Here is a 15,470-nt window from a genome sequence, read left to right as displayed (position 1 = left end):
CCGGTTCGGATTCCCTCGCGCGACCGATCGCCTTCGGCGCGTCCTTGGCGATCGGCGCGGGGGTCGCTCAAGACAAGTCATGTTTCTAACGGTGGGCGAAGGAACTCGAACGAGTTGGCCGGTTCTCGCCCGATCGGGAACAAAAACCGGTGTCCCGCGAGGGAATGTCAAGCCGTCCCAGAAGGACGGGGTTTCTAACCCACGATTCTCGATGAGTAACGCACGGGATGTTCGCCATATTTTAGTTGTTGAAGACCAAAAATCGAAACGGATCGTCGCGCTTCGGGAAAATTCCTATACCCTCGGTCGCGATCCGAGTTGCTCGATCATTATCTACGATCGACAGGTCTCCCGCCATCACGCTACCTTACTGCGGGTCACGGACTATCAAAATCAACAGGATTTCTATCGGGTGATCGATGGGGATCTACACGGGAAAAAAAGTACGAACGGCATCACGGTGAACGGCAAATACAGCCTCTCCCACGAACTACGACCGGGCGACACGATTCACTTCGGGAGTAAGGCGAGAGCCATCTATCAGGTCGTCCCCGCCAATACCGACCTCGAATTCCTCGACAGCGAGGATCTGGCCGATCTTTCCCCCGAACTCTCGATCACCGGTTTTCTCGAAAAAGAGAGCGACTTTCACGACGAGGAAAATCACACGATCGCCTTCGCTCTCCCGAAACCGGCGCCCGCGTCCTCCCCTCCCCCTTCCCCTTCCCCCTCGTTCTCGATCGCCGATTATAGCCCGTACCCGATTGTCGAATTCAACCAATCGGGGGAGATTCTCTACCAGAATGCCGCCGCGTCCCGGCGATTTCCCGATCTCGGTCAACGGCAAGGCCAACATCCCCTCTTGCAAGGTTTGGCCGAACAGAGCCTCGCGGACAATAGTACCTCTTTCTCGCGGGAGTTAGAGATCGAGGGCAAATTTTTCGAGCAGTACATTACTTTCACCCCGGAACGGATCGTTCGTACTTTTTGCGTGGACATCACGAAATATAAAGAAAATGAAGAAAAAAATGCGATTAAATCGGATTATTTTCGATTTATACGGGAACAGTCCACGGAAGGAATTTTCTTAATAGACGCGGAAGAGAAAAAAATTCTCGAAACCAATCTCGCCTACTGTAAATTACTGGGATATACCGAGCGGGAATTGATCGGGCGCGCGCTCTACGGGTTAATCGCCGTCGATCGGGAGAATCTGGATAGTCAGTTGGGGGATCTCGAACCGGAAAAACCTTTCTATGTCGAGGAGTCCCTGCATCGCGGCCGGGACGGTTCCCTGATCACCGTGGAGGAAAAAATCACCCGCTCGAATCTCAACGGCCGGGATATTTTTTGTTTTAGCGTCCGCGACATCGGCGAGCGGAAACGGTTCGAGGAAAGACTCTACTATCAGAGCCTACACGATGCCCTGACCGATCTCCCCAACCGTCTCCTGTTCGAGCGACAACTAACGCTGGCGCTGGCCAACGCGCGACGGAATCACACCCTACTCGCGGTGCTGTTCGTCAATCTCGATTCTTTTAAAAATATCAATCACGCGCTCGGTCACTCGATCGGCGATCGGGTTCTGCAAGAGTTCGGGAGGCGTTTAAGTGTTCTCATCAGTGGTGGCGACGCGATCGCCCGTTGGGGAAGCGACGAGTTCACCATTCTCCTACCCCGTCCCCGCAAAACCGAAGACACGATCCGACTCGCCGAGAGAATCTTCGACTCGCTGAAAACCCCGATCGAGGTCGAGGGGAACACCCTGCAACCGCGCGCGAGCATCGGGATCGCCCTCTACCCGCAAGACGGGGAAGACGAGGAAACCCTGCTCAAAAACGCTTCGGCCGCCCTCCATCGCGCGAAAGAAGCCGGCCGCGGTCAGTATCAGTTCTATAGCCCCGCGCTCGCCGAAGAAGCCGGAACGTTCCTCAAACTCGAAACCCTCCTCCATCAAGCGCTCGATAAACAGGAATTTGCCCTGGTCTACCAGCCTCAAATCGCCGTAGCGAGCGGAAGAATTACCGGGATCGAGGCTTTTCTCCGCTGGAATCATCCTCCTTCGGGCGTTCTCTCCCCCGCTAAATTCCTAGCCCTCGCGGAAAAAACCGATATACTCCTACCGATCGGCAAGTGGGTGTTAACGAAAGCCTGCGAGCAGGCGATCTCCTGGCAGAAAGACGGCTTACCCCCGGTTCCCGTCTGCGTGAACCTCTCCAACCCGGAATTCGCCCGACCGAATCTCGTCGAGACGATCGCCCGCGTTCTCGAAAAAACCGGTCTCGATCCCCAATGGTTAGAGATCGAGATTACCGAGAAAATCCTCCGACAGAATCTATCATCTGCCCGGCAGATCTTCCAGGATCTCCAGAATCTAGGGGTTCGCGTCGCGCTCGATGACTTCGGCACGGGATACTCGGCCCTGGGCTATCTCCAACAATTCCCCTTCCGCACCCTGAAACTCGATCAGAACTTCGTTCGCGACCTCCGGGGTAGTGACGGCGAACGGGCGATCGTCTCGGCGGCGGTCGCGCTCGGTAAGGGCTTCCACTTCCGGATCGTCGCCGAGGGGGTAGAAACCCGTCAACAACTCGACTTCCTGCAAGATCTCGGCTGTGAGGAGGCGCAGGGCTACTATTTCAGCCGTCCTATATCCGCGGAAGCGATCGGTCAACTGTTAAGTCAACAAGGCAAAATATCGATCTCGACGGAATAAAACCGTAGGGCGCGTTAGCCTCGCGTAACGCGTCACCTCCCCAAGATCCTCATTTCCCAAAATCCACCCCCGAACCCCATTCGATCACTCGAATAAATCTCCCCAGATCGACTCTAAATGTCGCGCTAGGTGATAGGCCAATAACGGGGGAACCGCGTTACCGATTAACTTGTAACCGTCGGTGGCCGAGAGGGGATAATCGGGGGAATTCGTTTTCTCCCGGACGAACTCGTAATCGTCGGGAAAGGTTTGAATTCTCGCGCACTCGCGCACCGTTAACCGGCGCATCTTTAGCCCCGATTCTAACTCCTCGACGTGTTTTCCTCCTAACTCCCGCGAGAGTCTTCTAAACTCGATATTGCCGTGATGTTCCGATCGAATCGTCGGACTTAACCCGTTTAAATCTACCTCCACCTGTCCCTGCATTTTCCCGTAATGTTTCGCCCTCGAATATTTCATCTGCGCGAGATCCCGCGTTTCTTCCTCCGGTTCCCGTAATCCCGCGAGGATCGATCGAACGGTACTATAGGCTTTACCGGGATACATCGGGTTCGGCGCGTGGGTTTTCGCCGGGAAAGGATCGAGTTCCCCGGACTGTAGCGCCTCCACCACTTCCGGCCGCAAAAAGGCTTTATTCAACCCGATAAATAAAATCCGTTCCCGGCGCTGGGGAACCCCGTAATCCGGCGCGAATAAAAGTTTCGGAAGGACGAGATAGCCTTTCTCGCCAATCGATCGAAAATCTTCCTCGATAATTTCTTTCGCGTTGGTTAACGAGATTAACCCCTTGACATTTTCGGCGATAAATGCATTCGGTAAAGTTAACTCGATCGCCTGTTTCATCCAGTAATATAATTTGCCGCGATTTTCCGCGAGTTTATCTTCGGTTTCCTCTAATAATTTCCCCGTGTGACTCTTGTGGGACTCGAACCCTTTCCGCTTGCCGGAGACGCTAAAATCTTGACAGGGAAAACCTCCCGTCACCAGATCGATATTTTCCGGAAAGCGAAATTCCCCCCTTTCGGTCGCTTTCACCAGATCGACGATACTTCCGAGATGAAACGCGTCTTTCCGTCCCCGTTTCTCGAAATAGGGAATCCACGAGTTCCGGGCGATCGGGGTGACATCGTTCGCGAACACCGTTTCAAAGCTCGTTTTCGCTAAAAGAACCCGATCCCCCTCTTTTTCGGCGATCCAGTGCGGGTAGATCGCCTCGTTCACACAATCGCGATGTACCCGAAAATCGCCCTCTAACCCCAGATCCATCCCCCCACAACCGGAAAATAACGATAAAACCCGTTTCGTCGCAGACATCACCGTACCGTAGAACCCAGCTTCAAAAGAGAGATACAATGATATAACAATTCACGAGAGTCGCGTGAGTTACCCCCGAATTGTAGGGGGTATCACCGGTGAGAGGTGACTTTACAGCGATCGATCCGGTTTTACTCCTGACTCGGTGACTCCTGACTCCTGACTCCTGCTATAAATTATGTCTTCCTCTGAATACGAAGCGATTATCGGACTCGAAACCCACTGCCAACTCAACACCGAGAGCAAAATTTTCTGTACCTGTTCCACCACTTTCGACAGTCCCCCGAACACGAACGTCTGTCCCGTCTGCTTGGGCTATCCGGGGGTTTTACCCGTCCTCAATGAAGAAGTTCTCGCCAGCGCGGTCAAGCTAGGACTCGCTATCGAGGGACAGATCGCGCCCCACAGTAAATTCGATCGCAAACAGTATTTCTATCCCGATCTCCCCAAAAATTACCAGATTTCCCAGTTCGATCTGCCGATCGTCGAACACGGCAAACTGGAGATCGAGATCGTCGATAAAAAAACCAAGGAAGTTAGCCGCAAAACCATCGGGATCACCCGTCTCCACATGGAGGAGGACGCGGGAAAACTGGTTCACGCGGGGAGTGAACGGCTGTCGGGTTCGACGCATTCCCTCGTGGATTTCAACCGTACCGGGGTTCCCCTGTTGGAAATCGTCTCCGAACCGGATCTGCGGACGGGACAGGAAGCGGCCGAGTACGCGCAAGAATTACGCCGTCTCGTTCGCTATCTGGGCATTAGCGACGGGAATATGCAGGAGGGTTCGCTACGCTGTGACGTGAATATTTCCGTCCGTAAAAAAGGCGAGACGAAATTCGGCACGAAGGTGGAGATTAAAAATATGAACTCCTTCAGCGCCATTCAAAAAGCGATCGAGTACGAGATCGAACGGCAGATCGAGGCGATCGAGAATGGCGAGAAAATCGTACAGGAAACCCGTCTTTGGGAGGAAGCCAGCCAACGCACTATCAGTATGCGGAAAAAAGAGGGTTCTAGCGATTATCGCTATTTCCCCGAACCGGATCTCCCCCCGCTAGAAGTGTCCGCGGAACAGTTGGAAAACTGGAAAAATCAACTCCCGGAACTTCCCGCCAAGAAACGCCTGCGTTACGAGGAGGAATTCGGGCTTTCCGCCTACGATGCCCGCGTTTTGACCGATGATCGAGCGGTGGCGGAGTATTTTGAAACCGCCGTCGCGGGTGGGGGAAACGCCAAACTCGTCGCCAACTGGATCAGTCAGGACATCGCCGCCTATCTCAACAATAATAAATTGACTATCGCCGAAATCGCGCTAAAAGCCGAGGGTTTAGCGGAATTGGTCAAATTAATCGAAAATGGCACGATAAGCGGCAAGATCGCCAAGGAAATCCTTCCGGAACTGCTAACCGAGGGCGGTTCCCCCCAGGCTCTCGTGGAGAAAAAAGGATTGATCCAGATTTCCGATACTTCGGCGATCGAATCCCTCATCGACGAGATTATCGCGGCCCATCCGGGAGAGTTGGAGAAATATCGATCGGGTAAAACCAATCTCAAGGGCTTTTTCGTCGGTCAGGTGATGAAAAAAAGCGGCGGGAAAGCCGATCCGAAACTCACCAACCAACTGTTAGATCAGAAGCTACAGGGATAAATGCGATAATCGGGGTAAACCGGTGATAATGTCCGATTTTCCCCGATTGTCGAGTATTGAAGATGATTCTCGGTGGATTACGCTTCGCTAATCCACCCTACGGGTTCTACTGTTTTTAGGGTAAACGACGATCGCGTCTTCCCAATCATCCTCGAAGGGTAACGCGTCGGGGTCGGAAAGCGCGTTCCGTTCGATCTCTTCCTCGGTCATCGAATGAACGCTATCCCAATCGGTTAAATCTTGAGGATTTTCAGGATTATTTCTTCTATAAACGCTTTTCGTCTGCTGGAGGGAGCTTTTTCTCCGCCGCGATAATCTCTCGATACTTCTTTCTCTCGCGCTCATTAGCCCTCCTAGCACTAATCAATCGGCAGGTTTCTTCTCTTACAGTATAGACGACATAACAGATTTCCCCTCTTAACTCCCCCAAGACGATCATTCGTATTTCTCCATAATCGCGGCGTTTATCTTCCCGGATAACGCAAGGGCTGTCAAAAATAGGGGGAACACCCGCGAAATCTATCTCGTGATTCTCTAGATTAGAGAGACGCTTCGCTTCATCCCAGTCAAATTCTTCAAAATTCATAGTAAAAGCTCGAATTTCAGTGTAATTTTAAAATAGAGATTTATATTCGGTGTATAGGGGCAGTTACGGGTCGTAACGGGGAATCGAGCATTTTCCTCAAGATGAGGGCGGTAAAGCTCGGTCCCTCGTTCGTCCCGTGTCGTTACAGGACTCGGCCTAATAGTTTGCTAACCGCTTTTGCGGTATACCGTCTGATAGACTGTCCGAATAATTCTTGATATGGATTTGGGTTACGCTTATCGTCTGATTCCACTTGTTTTTTGGTATGCTTTGGGGATTTAATATAAGGTTTTAAAGGCTTAAAAAGCTTTGTCAGAGAGAGTTTTCGGTTTTTTTGTATATTTTTTCTTTTCATGAGCTTGAATATTTTAGTTTTGTTTTTTGAATCGATCATTGCCGATCGGTAGATTTTTTTTTACCTTTCCATTCTAACAATATGATTTTAAGAAATGGGGGGGATTGACAATTCTTTTTTTATCAAGCGTTTGCTACAGGACGTTTTCCGTTCTCTCTGGCGATCGCCATCAATAGAACGAGCGATCGCGACCTTTAGAAACCTATCCATAATCAAGCTCTTCCAAGAAATGCGATCGATCTCCCGTTGATCAACTTCAGCCGATTGGGTGTCTCCATTGGCGATCGCTTTCGCCCCGATCGATAAGACGCTAAGATAGAGATCATGTCACGATCGCTACCGTTTCTCTTCAGGCAATCGCACACTCTGGAGATAATCTTAAGGAACAATTCAGGTATCGGGCGAGCGTTTATAGAATAGTTACCGTGGACTGAATCGGCAGAAAGCGGACGGAAACGAGCGGTCAACAGAAGTCAGAAAACATACTCACGGGTTAGCGCGCGATCAACACGATGGTTAATACTCCCATTCCCCCCAGCGTCAAAGTTTCCAAAGTCGAAGGCCTTAAAGAACGGAGCCACTACCTACGAGAACCCGTGGCGACCGAAATTCTGCAAGATACGACTCATTTCAGCGAGGACGCGACCCAGATCCTCAAATTTCACGGTTCCTACCAGCAGGATAACCGCGATAATCGCGTGAAAGGGCAGGAAAAAGATTATCAGATGATGTTGCGAACCCGGAGTCCTGGCGGTTTCATTCCCCCGCGACTGTATCTCACGCTCGATCGACTGGCCGATCTCCACGGGAACGGGACTCTTCGCGTCACCACCCGTCAGGGTTTCCAATTACACGGCGTTCTCAAGAAGAATCTGAAGGCTACGATCGCCGAAATCGTCCGGAATATGGGGTCTACCCTCGGCGCTTGCGGCGATATTAACCGGAACGTGATGGCTCCTCCCGCGCCGTTTAAAAATCGCCCGGAATACGGCTACGCGTGGGAATACGCCGATAAAGTCGCCGATTTACTCGCCCCGCAGTCCGGCGCGTATTACGAGATCTGGTTGGACGGGGAAAAGATTATTAGTGCCGAGGAAGCGCCGGAAGTGAAAGCCGCGCGGCAGAAAAATCTCCACGGAACCAATCTCCCCGACGAGAGCGAACCGATTTACGGGAAACATTTTATGCCCCGGAAATTTAAAATCGCCGTCACGGTTCCGGGGGATAATTCGATCGATATCTACACGAACGATGTCGGTTTAGTCGTTATCACGAATGAAAACGGCGAGTTAGAGGGGTTTAATGTTCTCGCCGGGGGTGGATTGGGACGCACCCATAATAAAGAGGATACGTTCCCCCGGATGGCCGATCCGATCGGGTACGTGGCGCGCGAGGATGTGTACGATCTGGTGAAAGCGATCGTAGCCACCCAGAGAGATTACGGGAATCGAAGCGATCGCCGTCACGCGCGGATGAAATACCTCCTCGAAGATTGGGGGGTGGAGAAATTTAAACACACCGTCGAGGGTTATTTCGGGAAGGAAATCGAACCGTTTAAACTTCTGCCGGATTGGAAATACGAGGACTATCTAGGCTGGAACGATCAGGGAGACGGGAAATTCTTTCTCGGGATTTCCGTGGAAAACGGCCGGGTAAAAGACGAGGGAACTTTCCGACTGAAAAGCGCGCTGAAAACGATCGTCGAGCGCTTGCAATTACCGATCCGACTGACCCCGAATCATAATATCCTACTCTACGAGATCGAGCCGGACGACAAAGAAGCGATCGATTCCCTCCTTCGCGAATACGGAGTAATTACGAACCCGACGGAAATCGATCCCCTCACGCGTTACTCGATGGCTTGTCCCGCGTTGCCTACCTGCGGGTTAGCGGTAACAGAGTCGGAGCGAATTCTACCCTCGGTGATCGATCGAATTCGCGCTTTATTAAACCGTCTCGGACTGGAAAAAGAAGAATTCGTGATCCGGATGACGGGATGCCCCAACGGTTGCGCCCGTCCCTACATGGCCGAACTGGGTTTCGTCGGGAGCGCCCCGGAATCCTACCAACTCTGGTTAGGGGGAAACGCGGATCAAACCCGACTCGCGAAAGCCTATATCGATAAAATGTCGATCGACGATCTAGAGACGGTTTTAGAGCCGATTTTCGTACTTTTCCGCAAAGAAAAACAAGAAAACGAAACTTTCGGCGAATTCTGTCACCGAATCGGTTTTACCGCTCTCCAAGAATTTTCCGCAACCTACACACCCGATATGAGCGACACCCCTGCCGATAAACCCAAACGAGTCCGAAAAAATCAAAACCGCGTCAGCGTCCCCGACGAGATGTTCGTCCGTCTCAAACAGGCCGCGGAAACGGAAAAACGCCCGATGAACCAGATTATTAACGAGGCACTAGAAGCCTATTTCGCGAAACAATCGTAGGGAATTCTAGATCGATCGGGTGGGCGATGGCTCACCCGATTCTGTTTTAATATCCCTCGATCGAATAGAGCGGAAGTGTAGAAGATATAGATCGAACAACTTACCGATCGATCTCGTCCGGGAGGAAGCGCGGAAACCTCGATCGAACCCCGAAAACGATTCCTAACCCCCTCCACGGTCGCGGCGCGATCCTCCGTGGACTATTCTCGAAAATTAGCTAAAACATCGGCGATCGACGTTTTCAAAAGCGGTAAATCCTGTTTAATCGTATCCCAAACCACATCCAGCTTGACAGAAAAATATTGATGGGTAACTTTATCGCGCATTTTAGCGATGTCTTTCCACGGTATTCGTGGGTACTGCTGTCGGGTAGTATCGGGAATTTTTTTGACCGCTTCTCCGATAATCTGAATCGCTCTCGTCACCGCAAAAATCGTCTTTTTATCCCCCGTGAATTCCTCGAATTCCATTCCGTCCGTGAACTCGATCGCTAGTTCGATCGCCTCTAGCATATCTCGTAAATAGTCCTCGCTATATCGATCGCTCATAGATAAATAACTTCCGAGAGAATTTGCTGACCGATTTTCGGTTTCAAACTATCCTTCATCACTAAATCGACTTTCACCCCTAACAAATCACTCAGATCGTTTTCTAGTTTACAGAAAGTTAACAGGCCGAAACGATAGTCAGCTTCAAATTCTACTAATATATCGAGATCGCTGTCTCGCGTCGCTTCACCTCGAACGTAGGAACCGAAAACACCTAATTGTTTAATTCGGTACTTTTGTTTAAAAACGGATTGATGTTTTTTTAATAGCGTTTTTATCGTTTCTAACTCGATCATTTTCTAGCCGGGAGAGCGAACCTTCCGGTCAATTATAACAAGATAGATTCAATCATCGATCTTTTTGAGTCTGGATATCGATGGTACGTTGGGAAACGGTTAACCCGAACGAGTTGGTCTTGTAGAGGATCGATCGACTGACCGATCGATCTCGTCCGAGAGGAAGCGCGGAAACCTCGATCGAACCCTCGCTAATCGAACGATGGGAACAGGGAACGGGTAAAATCAATCCATGTTGTAGTTTTGCCTAGAGGTGTCGCCATTAGTACGCCAGCTAACCGTTCCCTCGCCAATATCGCGGGCATCGTCGCCGCCGCCACGCTGATCAGTAAAATATTCGGCCTCTTCCGCGAACAGGTGATCGCCGCCGCCTACGGGGTGGGCCCGGTCGTTAACGCCTACGCTTACGCCTACGTGATCCCCGGTTTCCTGCTGATCCTTCTCGGCGGCATTAACGGCCCTTTCCATAGCGCGCTGATCAGCGTTCTCGCGAAACGGGACAAATCGGAAGCGGCACCGATCGTCGAGACGGTAACGACGTTAACAACCGTTTTTCTCGGCTTTTTAACCGTAATTCTCATCGCTTTCGCGGGAAACTTTATCGATCTCCTCGCACCAGGATTACAGGAACCGGCCCGCTCGATCGCCGTTCAACAATTGCAGATCATGGCCCCGATGGCCATTCTCGCCGGTCTCATCGGCATCGGCTTCGGAACTCTCAACGCCTCCGACCAATATTGGCTACCCGGTCTCAGCCCTCTTTTTTCCAGTCTCGCGGTGATTGTCGGGGTCGGTATCCTCTTCTGGCAGTTGGGATCTCAGATCGATTCGCCGCGGTACCTACAACTGGGGTCTTTCGTCCTCGCCGGGGGAACATTAATCGGCGCGATCTGGCAATGGCTAGCACAAGTTGGCGCGCAAGTCAAGGCGGGAATGGGAAAAATTCGCTTACGCTGGGATTGGCGAATCCCCGGCGTTTCCGACGTTCTCAGGGTTCTGATTCCCGCCACCCTCTCCTCGGGAATGTTGCATATTAACGTCTATACCGACCTATTTTTCGCGTCTTACATCCCCAACGCCGCCGCATCGATGCGATACGCGAGTTTTATCGTTCTCACGCCATTGGGCATCGTCTCGAACATGATTCTCGTGCCGTTCATGCCGGTTTTCTCCCGCCTCACGGAACCGGAAAAACGCGGGGAATTGAAGGATAGAATCCGTCAGGGATTGGTTTTGACGGCGTTAACGATGTTGCCCTTCACCGCTATCTTTATCGCGCTCGCTTTCCCCGTGGTGCAGATTATCTATCAACGGGGCGCGTTCAATCTCGCCGCGTCGCGGGAGGTGGTTCCCGTTTTAATGGCTTACGGTTTCGGGATGTTTTTCTATCTCGGTCGCGATGTGTTGGTGCGGGTGTTTTACGCGCTGGGGGACGGGGATACACCTTTCAAGGTGAGTATGTTGAATATTTTCCTGAACGGTTTATTGGATTTTCTCTTTTATAAACCTTTCGGAACGCCGGGGTTAGTGTTGGCTACGGTGGGGGTTAATATTACTTCGATGGTGATTTTTACGGTGATCTTACACCGTCGGTTAGGGGGATTACCGTTAGGAGAATGGATTTTCACGTTATCGGGATTGGCGTTGATTACTCTGTTATCCGGTGTGGCGAGTTGGGGCGTGACGTGGGGCTGGGAACGCTCGATCGGTCACGGGAATTTGCTTTTACAATTACTAGAGTTGGGGATCGCGGTGACGGTGGCGGTAGGTTTCTTTCTGTTGGGGGCGACGCGTTTACAGTTGCCGGAATTAGAGATTCTAATCTCTCGCGTTCGTAAGAAAGTATTCCGGAAATAATGAACGCTCGATCGGCGATCGAACGACCGATCTTTTCCCGTAGAAAAGTAAGAATAACCGAGGGGTTTCGTGTCGGGTTTGTCAGCCTCAACCCGACCTACTAAGGTACTGTAACCCCCGATCGATTCACTTTTCGCTGAAAGCTCGGCCTCGTCTGCCGGGAATAGGACGGGAGGGAGAAAAATCGAGCATACGAAAGATAACGGGAGGATTAGCCCGATCGGGGGAAGTCGCGATCGGTGTTTTTTTTCTACGCTGAAGGTGTGAGGTAAAGACCGCCTGGAGGCGAAAACGATGAAAAGGACTATACTAGCGGCGTTGGTGTTTGCCGGTTCCTTAACGCTCATTAATCCGGTTTTCGCCAGTAATCCCCGACACGTCGAGAAGTTATTAAAAACCGGAGAGTGCGCGCGTTGCGATCTCGGCGGCGCGAATCTTAGCGGGGCGCATCTGATCGGCGCGGATCTCCGCGGGGCGAATTTACAGGGCGCGAATTTAACCGGCGCGAACCTAGAGGGCGCGGATTTAACGGGCGCGAATCTAAAAGGAGCCAATTTAACGCGGGTTTTCGCCACGAATGCCAGCTTTAACGGCGCGAATCTCGATCGAGTCAATCTTACCTCGGCGATCGTTCACGACGCGGATGTGGCTAACGCCTCCCTGCAAGATATCAACTTAACGAATGCGGCAGTATACGGGACGGGGATCGCGATCGGTGGCGATCAATAACGAGAAATGAGGAATCGGAGCGATTTTTCCCGCGACACGCGCGCTCTCGAACGGGAATGACCCTTAATTTCCGATCGATCGAGCTAACATTTCCGCGTAGGGAGTTTCGTGAAGATGGGCTTTTCCTACCGAACCGAAGAGGATTAATTTGTCGGCGATCACTTCTTTCATCGCGTCGATCGCTTCTCCCGCGATTTCTAGTAAATCCTTGGGACTTTGACCGCAGATTTCTTGTTTTAACGCTTGTAAATAAGCCTGACGGACTTCGGTATTGACGTTAAATTTACAGACTCCCAACTGGATCGATCGACCGATCATTTCCGCGGGTAAACCGGACGCGCCGTGTAAAACGAGGGGGATGGAGAGAAGTTCGCGAATTCTCGCCAGGCGATCGAAATCTAACCGGGGCGGACTTTTATACTCGCCGTGGACGTTGCCGATGGTGACGGCTAGGGAATCGACTCCGGTGGCGCGCACGAATTCCAGCGCCCGATCGGGATCGGTCATTTTCGCTTCTTTTTCGGCGATCGTTAGCCCGTCCTCCGTCCCGCTAATCCGACCGATTTCCGCCTCCACCACCGCGCCGTACTCGTGCGCCAATCGCGTCATCTCGCGGGTGAAAACGAGATTTTCCTCGTCGGAGAGGGGGGAACCGTCGGCCATGATCGAGGTCATTCCCGCTTCGAGGGCATCGTAAATATCGCCGGCTTTGGTGCTATGGTCGAGATGGACGGAAATGGGTACGGTAGCCGTTCGCGCCGCTTCCAGACACATCGCCACGAGGGGCAATTTTCCGTATTTGAGCGCGCTGGGGTGAATTTGGAGCATGGCGGGACTGCGATACTCTTCGGCCGCGGAAATGACGGCTTTCACGCCCTCTAGGTTATAGACATTGAACGCGCCGATCGCGTAGATATTTTTTCGGGCGGTTTCCAGCAATTCGCGGGTAGAAGCGAGCATAGGAGTCGGTGAGGGGGGAATGGAGATATTTTACAGGAGAGCGCTACCGTTCCCCGATCGATCCGCCCGGTTCGATCGTCGCTTCGGGATTAACCTTTTCGATCCCTAGTTCGATCGAGCTTTCGGGATCTGTCTATCGATCGTTCAAAATTTCGTCGTCTAAAACCTTTTGAATTTTCTCTAGTCCACATCCGTCCGGAGATTCCGCCCATTTTAACAAAGCGAAGACCCGGGCCGATTGCGCGGCCGGTGGTGGTGGTACAATTCCCGCCGGGGGATCGATGATGAACTGTAATTCGTCAAATTGTGCTTCAACTAAACGGGTTAACGTTTTCATGAGTTTTCCGCGATCGATCGAGGGAACTAGATTTCGTCCGCCGATACCCGATTCAAAGTCATCGATTAAGCCTCGAACGTTGATCATCTCGTAACTTTTTTGACATTGGATCGCTTCTTCGTGATCGCTCCGAAATTGTTTTAAAATTTCTAATCGATAAAAATGTGGGGTTTGCTGATTTAGGCATTTTGGGCAATTGCAAGGAATTAGTTTATCTACAATCAATCGATTGTATTTTCTATGGATCTCGTCAAACTTATCCGTAATCGTAGTTAATAAATCTCGTTTATTAACTCCGTACAATTGGATTTTAATTTCTTTTTGATCGTAAGTCTCGACAACCTCCGCACAGGTATTTTCTTTTTTTAAGACAACTCCAGTACGCCAGACTTTCGGTTCGTCGATTAAATGATGTAATTCGACAATAAAGCGGCTTAAAATTCCTTTGGGCATAAAATCATAGCAATAACGAAGAATCAGATTATTGGGATCATTCCATCCGTATTCAGGGGGCTTGATGTCGAGGAGTTGAGGGGCGATGTACGTGTTCGGTTCATTCGGCAGTTGGTAGCAAAGTTTAAATTTTATCATCAAGTCAAGCAGTTCCCCTCGCATTCCCGCATATTCTCTAGCCTGCCAAATATCGCTTAAATCTTGACCGGTAAATTTTCCAAGATTTTGTTTTACCGTTTCCGATCTAATCACCTTATATACTGCCTGAGTCGCCCATTCTGGTTTAAGAATTACTATTTTATATAAAGAAGATAGCGGATCTTCCTGAAAATGTAAGATAACTCCGATATCGTGCAGATACTGGCTGAGTTGTAAAGCGTCTTTGTTCTGTTTAAATTCGTTGGTATCACAGATTTTTAGATATTCTTCAATGGCGATATAATCTCGCTCGTCTTTCTCTAATTCCTCTCTAACCCTTATCCACGTTTTCGGTAAGGTACTACCGATATGAGGGAGTTTTTGAATTCGGTACTTGATAGCGGTAACAATATCCTCTAACCCTCGATTATCGGCAAAGTTGCATGAAATAGTCTCTCGGATATTTTCAAAACGTCCTTTGATCTGGGCTTCTGGAATATTGACAGTATAGTTATTCTTTTCATTTTTGATCAGGAGTAATGGACTATTATCACTGAGCAGTTCGACGATATGTAGCCAATAAGATAGATTCGGGCTTTCCTTACGAGTATCAATGACAAATAGGTATAGAGAACGCTTGGTGAGAAAGAATTGATGAGTGGCATGAAGAATCTCTTGTCCACCAAAATCCCAAATATTAACCCGAAAGTCTTTGTTATTATCCACCTTAAAATGCCACTCTTTCACGTCGATCCCTTCTGTCGATTCATCCAGAGTAGGTAGAGGACAATTCGGATTGTCGATCCGTCTGGCTAACGTAGTTTTTCCCGCTTCTCCTTCCCCGACAATTAAGAGCTTCGCTTCATAAAGAGTGTCTTCACCCACTTCTTGTTTCTGGCGAAAATACTCACGTATAGCTTTAATACCTCGGCTGGCCACTTCGATAGGAGGGTCTTCAAGAGGATTATTCAATAAATCAAGCCCGGTTAAATTAGAGAGAGAGCCGAACGATTCGGGCAGGCTGGTCAGTTGATTACCTCTTAAATCAAGCGAGGTTAAATTGGAGAGAGAGCCGAACGATTCGGG

At 50.5% G+C, this 15,470-nt stretch carries 13 protein-coding genes; 5 read left to right on the top strand and 8 right to left on the bottom strand.

Translation table 11 applies throughout. The features are described 5' to 3' along the window. The first annotated feature begins 79 nt into the window (after nucleotides 1-79). Nucleotides 80-2,716: an EAL domain-containing protein gene (locus V0288_RS19470; protein ID WP_332866828.1), complete on the top strand. Its 2,637-nt coding sequence runs from the start codon at nucleotides 80-82 to the stop codon at nucleotides 2,714-2,716. 84 nt (nucleotides 2,717-2,800) lie between these two features. Here V0288_RS19470 and V0288_RS19465 read toward each other — a convergent pair whose 3' ends face one another. Further along, complete coding sequence (locus V0288_RS19465) at nucleotides 2,801-4,030, bottom strand: DNA cytosine methyltransferase (protein WP_332866827.1); 1,230 nt, start codon at nucleotides 4,028-4,030, stop codon at nucleotides 2,801-2,803. 178 nt (nucleotides 4,031-4,208) lie between these two features. Here V0288_RS19465 and gatB point away from each other — a divergent pair, with 178 nt between their 5' ends. Next, a complete protein-coding gene (gene gatB / locus V0288_RS19460) occupies nucleotides 4,209-5,681 on the top strand; it encodes an Asp-tRNA(Asn)/Glu-tRNA(Gln) amidotransferase subunit GatB (RefSeq protein WP_332866826.1) in 1,473 nt (490 codons plus the stop codon). An 87-nt stretch (nucleotides 5,682-5,768) separates the two neighbouring features. Here the strand turns inward: gatB and V0288_RS19455 are convergent, their stop codons facing one another. Beyond that, nucleotides 5,769-5,891, bottom strand: a complete 123-nt coding sequence (locus V0288_RS19455; protein WP_332866825.1) for a hypothetical protein — start codon at nucleotides 5,889-5,891, stop codon at nucleotides 5,769-5,771. Between the two features lie 55 nt (nucleotides 5,892-5,946). Next, on the bottom strand, nucleotides 5,947-6,267 hold the full coding sequence (locus V0288_RS19450) for a BrnT family toxin (protein WP_332866824.1): 321 nt from the start codon (nucleotides 6,265-6,267) through the stop codon (nucleotides 5,947-5,949). Nucleotides 6,268-7,134: 867 nt separating this feature from the next. On the opposite strand from V0288_RS19450, the gene sir reads away from it, so the two are divergent. Next, nucleotides 7,135-9,066 (top strand): sulfite reductase, ferredoxin dependent, encoded by a 1,932-nt coding sequence (gene sir, locus V0288_RS19445; RefSeq protein ID WP_332866823.1) that lies wholly within the window; start codon nucleotides 7,135-7,137, stop codon nucleotides 9,064-9,066. A 200-nt stretch (nucleotides 9,067-9,266) separates the two neighbouring features. Here sir and V0288_RS19440 read toward each other — a convergent pair whose 3' ends face one another. From V0288_RS19440 to V0288_RS19430, 3 genes are read right to left on the bottom strand one after another with little or no spacing between them, the layout of a single operon-like run. Then, nucleotides 9,267-9,614: a HepT-like ribonuclease domain-containing protein gene (locus tag V0288_RS19440; RefSeq protein ID WP_332866822.1), complete on the bottom strand. Its 348-nt coding sequence runs from the start codon at nucleotides 9,612-9,614 to the stop codon at nucleotides 9,267-9,269. Further along, nucleotides 9,611-9,910 carry a nucleotidyltransferase family protein gene (locus tag V0288_RS19435; RefSeq protein WP_332866821.1) on the bottom strand — a complete coding sequence of 100 codons (300 nt, stop codon included), beginning with the start codon at nucleotides 9,908-9,910 and terminating at the stop codon, nucleotides 9,611-9,613. Before V0288_RS19435 ends, V0288_RS19440 begins: the two co-directional genes overlap by 4 nt. 52 nt (nucleotides 9,911-9,962) lie before the next feature. Then, complete coding sequence (locus tag V0288_RS19430) at nucleotides 9,963-10,139, bottom strand: hypothetical protein (RefSeq protein WP_332866820.1); 177 nt, start codon at nucleotides 10,137-10,139, stop codon at nucleotides 9,963-9,965. 14 nt (nucleotides 10,140-10,153) lie between these two features. On the opposite strand from V0288_RS19430, the gene murJ reads away from it, so the two are divergent. Together murJ and V0288_RS19420 are read left to right on the top strand one after the other, a co-directional pair. Continuing rightward, nucleotides 10,154-11,767, top strand: a complete 1,614-nt coding sequence (gene murJ, locus V0288_RS19425; protein ID WP_332866819.1) for a murein biosynthesis integral membrane protein MurJ — start codon at nucleotides 10,154-10,156, stop codon at nucleotides 11,765-11,767. Between the two features lie 294 nt (nucleotides 11,768-12,061). Then, on the top strand, nucleotides 12,062-12,496 hold the full coding sequence (locus V0288_RS19420; RefSeq protein WP_332866818.1) for a pentapeptide repeat-containing protein: 435 nt from the start codon (nucleotides 12,062-12,064) through the stop codon (nucleotides 12,494-12,496). Between the two features lie 63 nt (nucleotides 12,497-12,559). On the opposite strand, the gene V0288_RS19415 is transcribed toward V0288_RS19420, so the two are convergent. Together V0288_RS19415 and V0288_RS19410 are read right to left on the bottom strand one after the other, a co-directional pair. Continuing rightward, nucleotides 12,560-13,456 carry a class II fructose-bisphosphate aldolase gene (locus V0288_RS19415; RefSeq protein ID WP_332866817.1) on the bottom strand — a complete coding sequence of 299 codons (897 nt, stop codon included), beginning with the start codon at nucleotides 13,454-13,456 and terminating at the stop codon, nucleotides 12,560-12,562. Between the two features lie 133 nt (nucleotides 13,457-13,589). Continuing rightward, nucleotides 13,590-15,470, bottom strand: a 1,881-nt coding sequence (locus V0288_RS19410; protein ID WP_332866816.1) for a COR domain-containing protein, incomplete at its 5' end; no start/stop codon positions are given.

This window comes from Pannus brasiliensis CCIBt3594 (assembly GCF_036688125.1).
GTDB lineage: Bacteria > Cyanobacteriota > Cyanobacteriia > Cyanobacteriales > Microcystaceae > Pannus > Pannus brasiliensis.
This window is presented reverse-complemented; position numbering and strand designations above follow the sequence as displayed.

What these genes read in the sequence shown, in the direction of transcription:
- V0288_RS19470 (WP_332866828.1), top strand. Translation starts at nt 80, where the DNA reads ATGTTTCTAACGGTGGGCGAAGGAACTCGAACGAGTTGGCCGGTTCTC.
- V0288_RS19465 (WP_332866827.1), bottom strand. Translation starts at nt 4,030, where the DNA reads ATGTCTGCGACGAAACGGGTTTTATCGTTATTTTCCGGTTGTGGGGGG.
- gatB (WP_332866826.1), top strand. Translation starts at nt 4,209, where the DNA reads ATGTCTTCCTCTGAATACGAAGCGATTATCGGACTCGAAACCCACTGC.
- V0288_RS19455 (WP_332866825.1), bottom strand. Translation starts at nt 5,891, where the DNA reads ATGACCGAGGAAGAGATCGAACGGAACGCGCTTTCCGACCCCGACGCG.
- V0288_RS19450 (WP_332866824.1), bottom strand. Translation starts at nt 6,267, where the DNA reads ATGAATTTTGAAGAATTTGACTGGGATGAAGCGAAGCGTCTCTCTAAT.
- sir (WP_332866823.1), top strand. Translation starts at nt 7,135, where the DNA reads ATGGTTAATACTCCCATTCCCCCCAGCGTCAAAGTTTCCAAAGTCGAA.
- V0288_RS19440 (WP_332866822.1), bottom strand. Translation starts at nt 9,614, where the DNA reads ATGAGCGATCGATATAGCGAGGACTATTTACGAGATATGCTAGAGGCG.
- V0288_RS19435 (WP_332866821.1), bottom strand. Translation starts at nt 9,910, where the DNA reads ATGATCGAGTTAGAAACGATAAAAACGCTATTAAAAAAACATCAATCC.
- V0288_RS19420 (WP_332866818.1), top strand. Translation starts at nt 12,062, where the DNA reads ATGAAAAGGACTATACTAGCGGCGTTGGTGTTTGCCGGTTCCTTAACG.
- V0288_RS19415 (WP_332866817.1), bottom strand. Translation starts at nt 13,456, where the DNA reads ATGCTCGCTTCTACCCGCGAATTGCTGGAAACCGCCCGAAAAAATATC.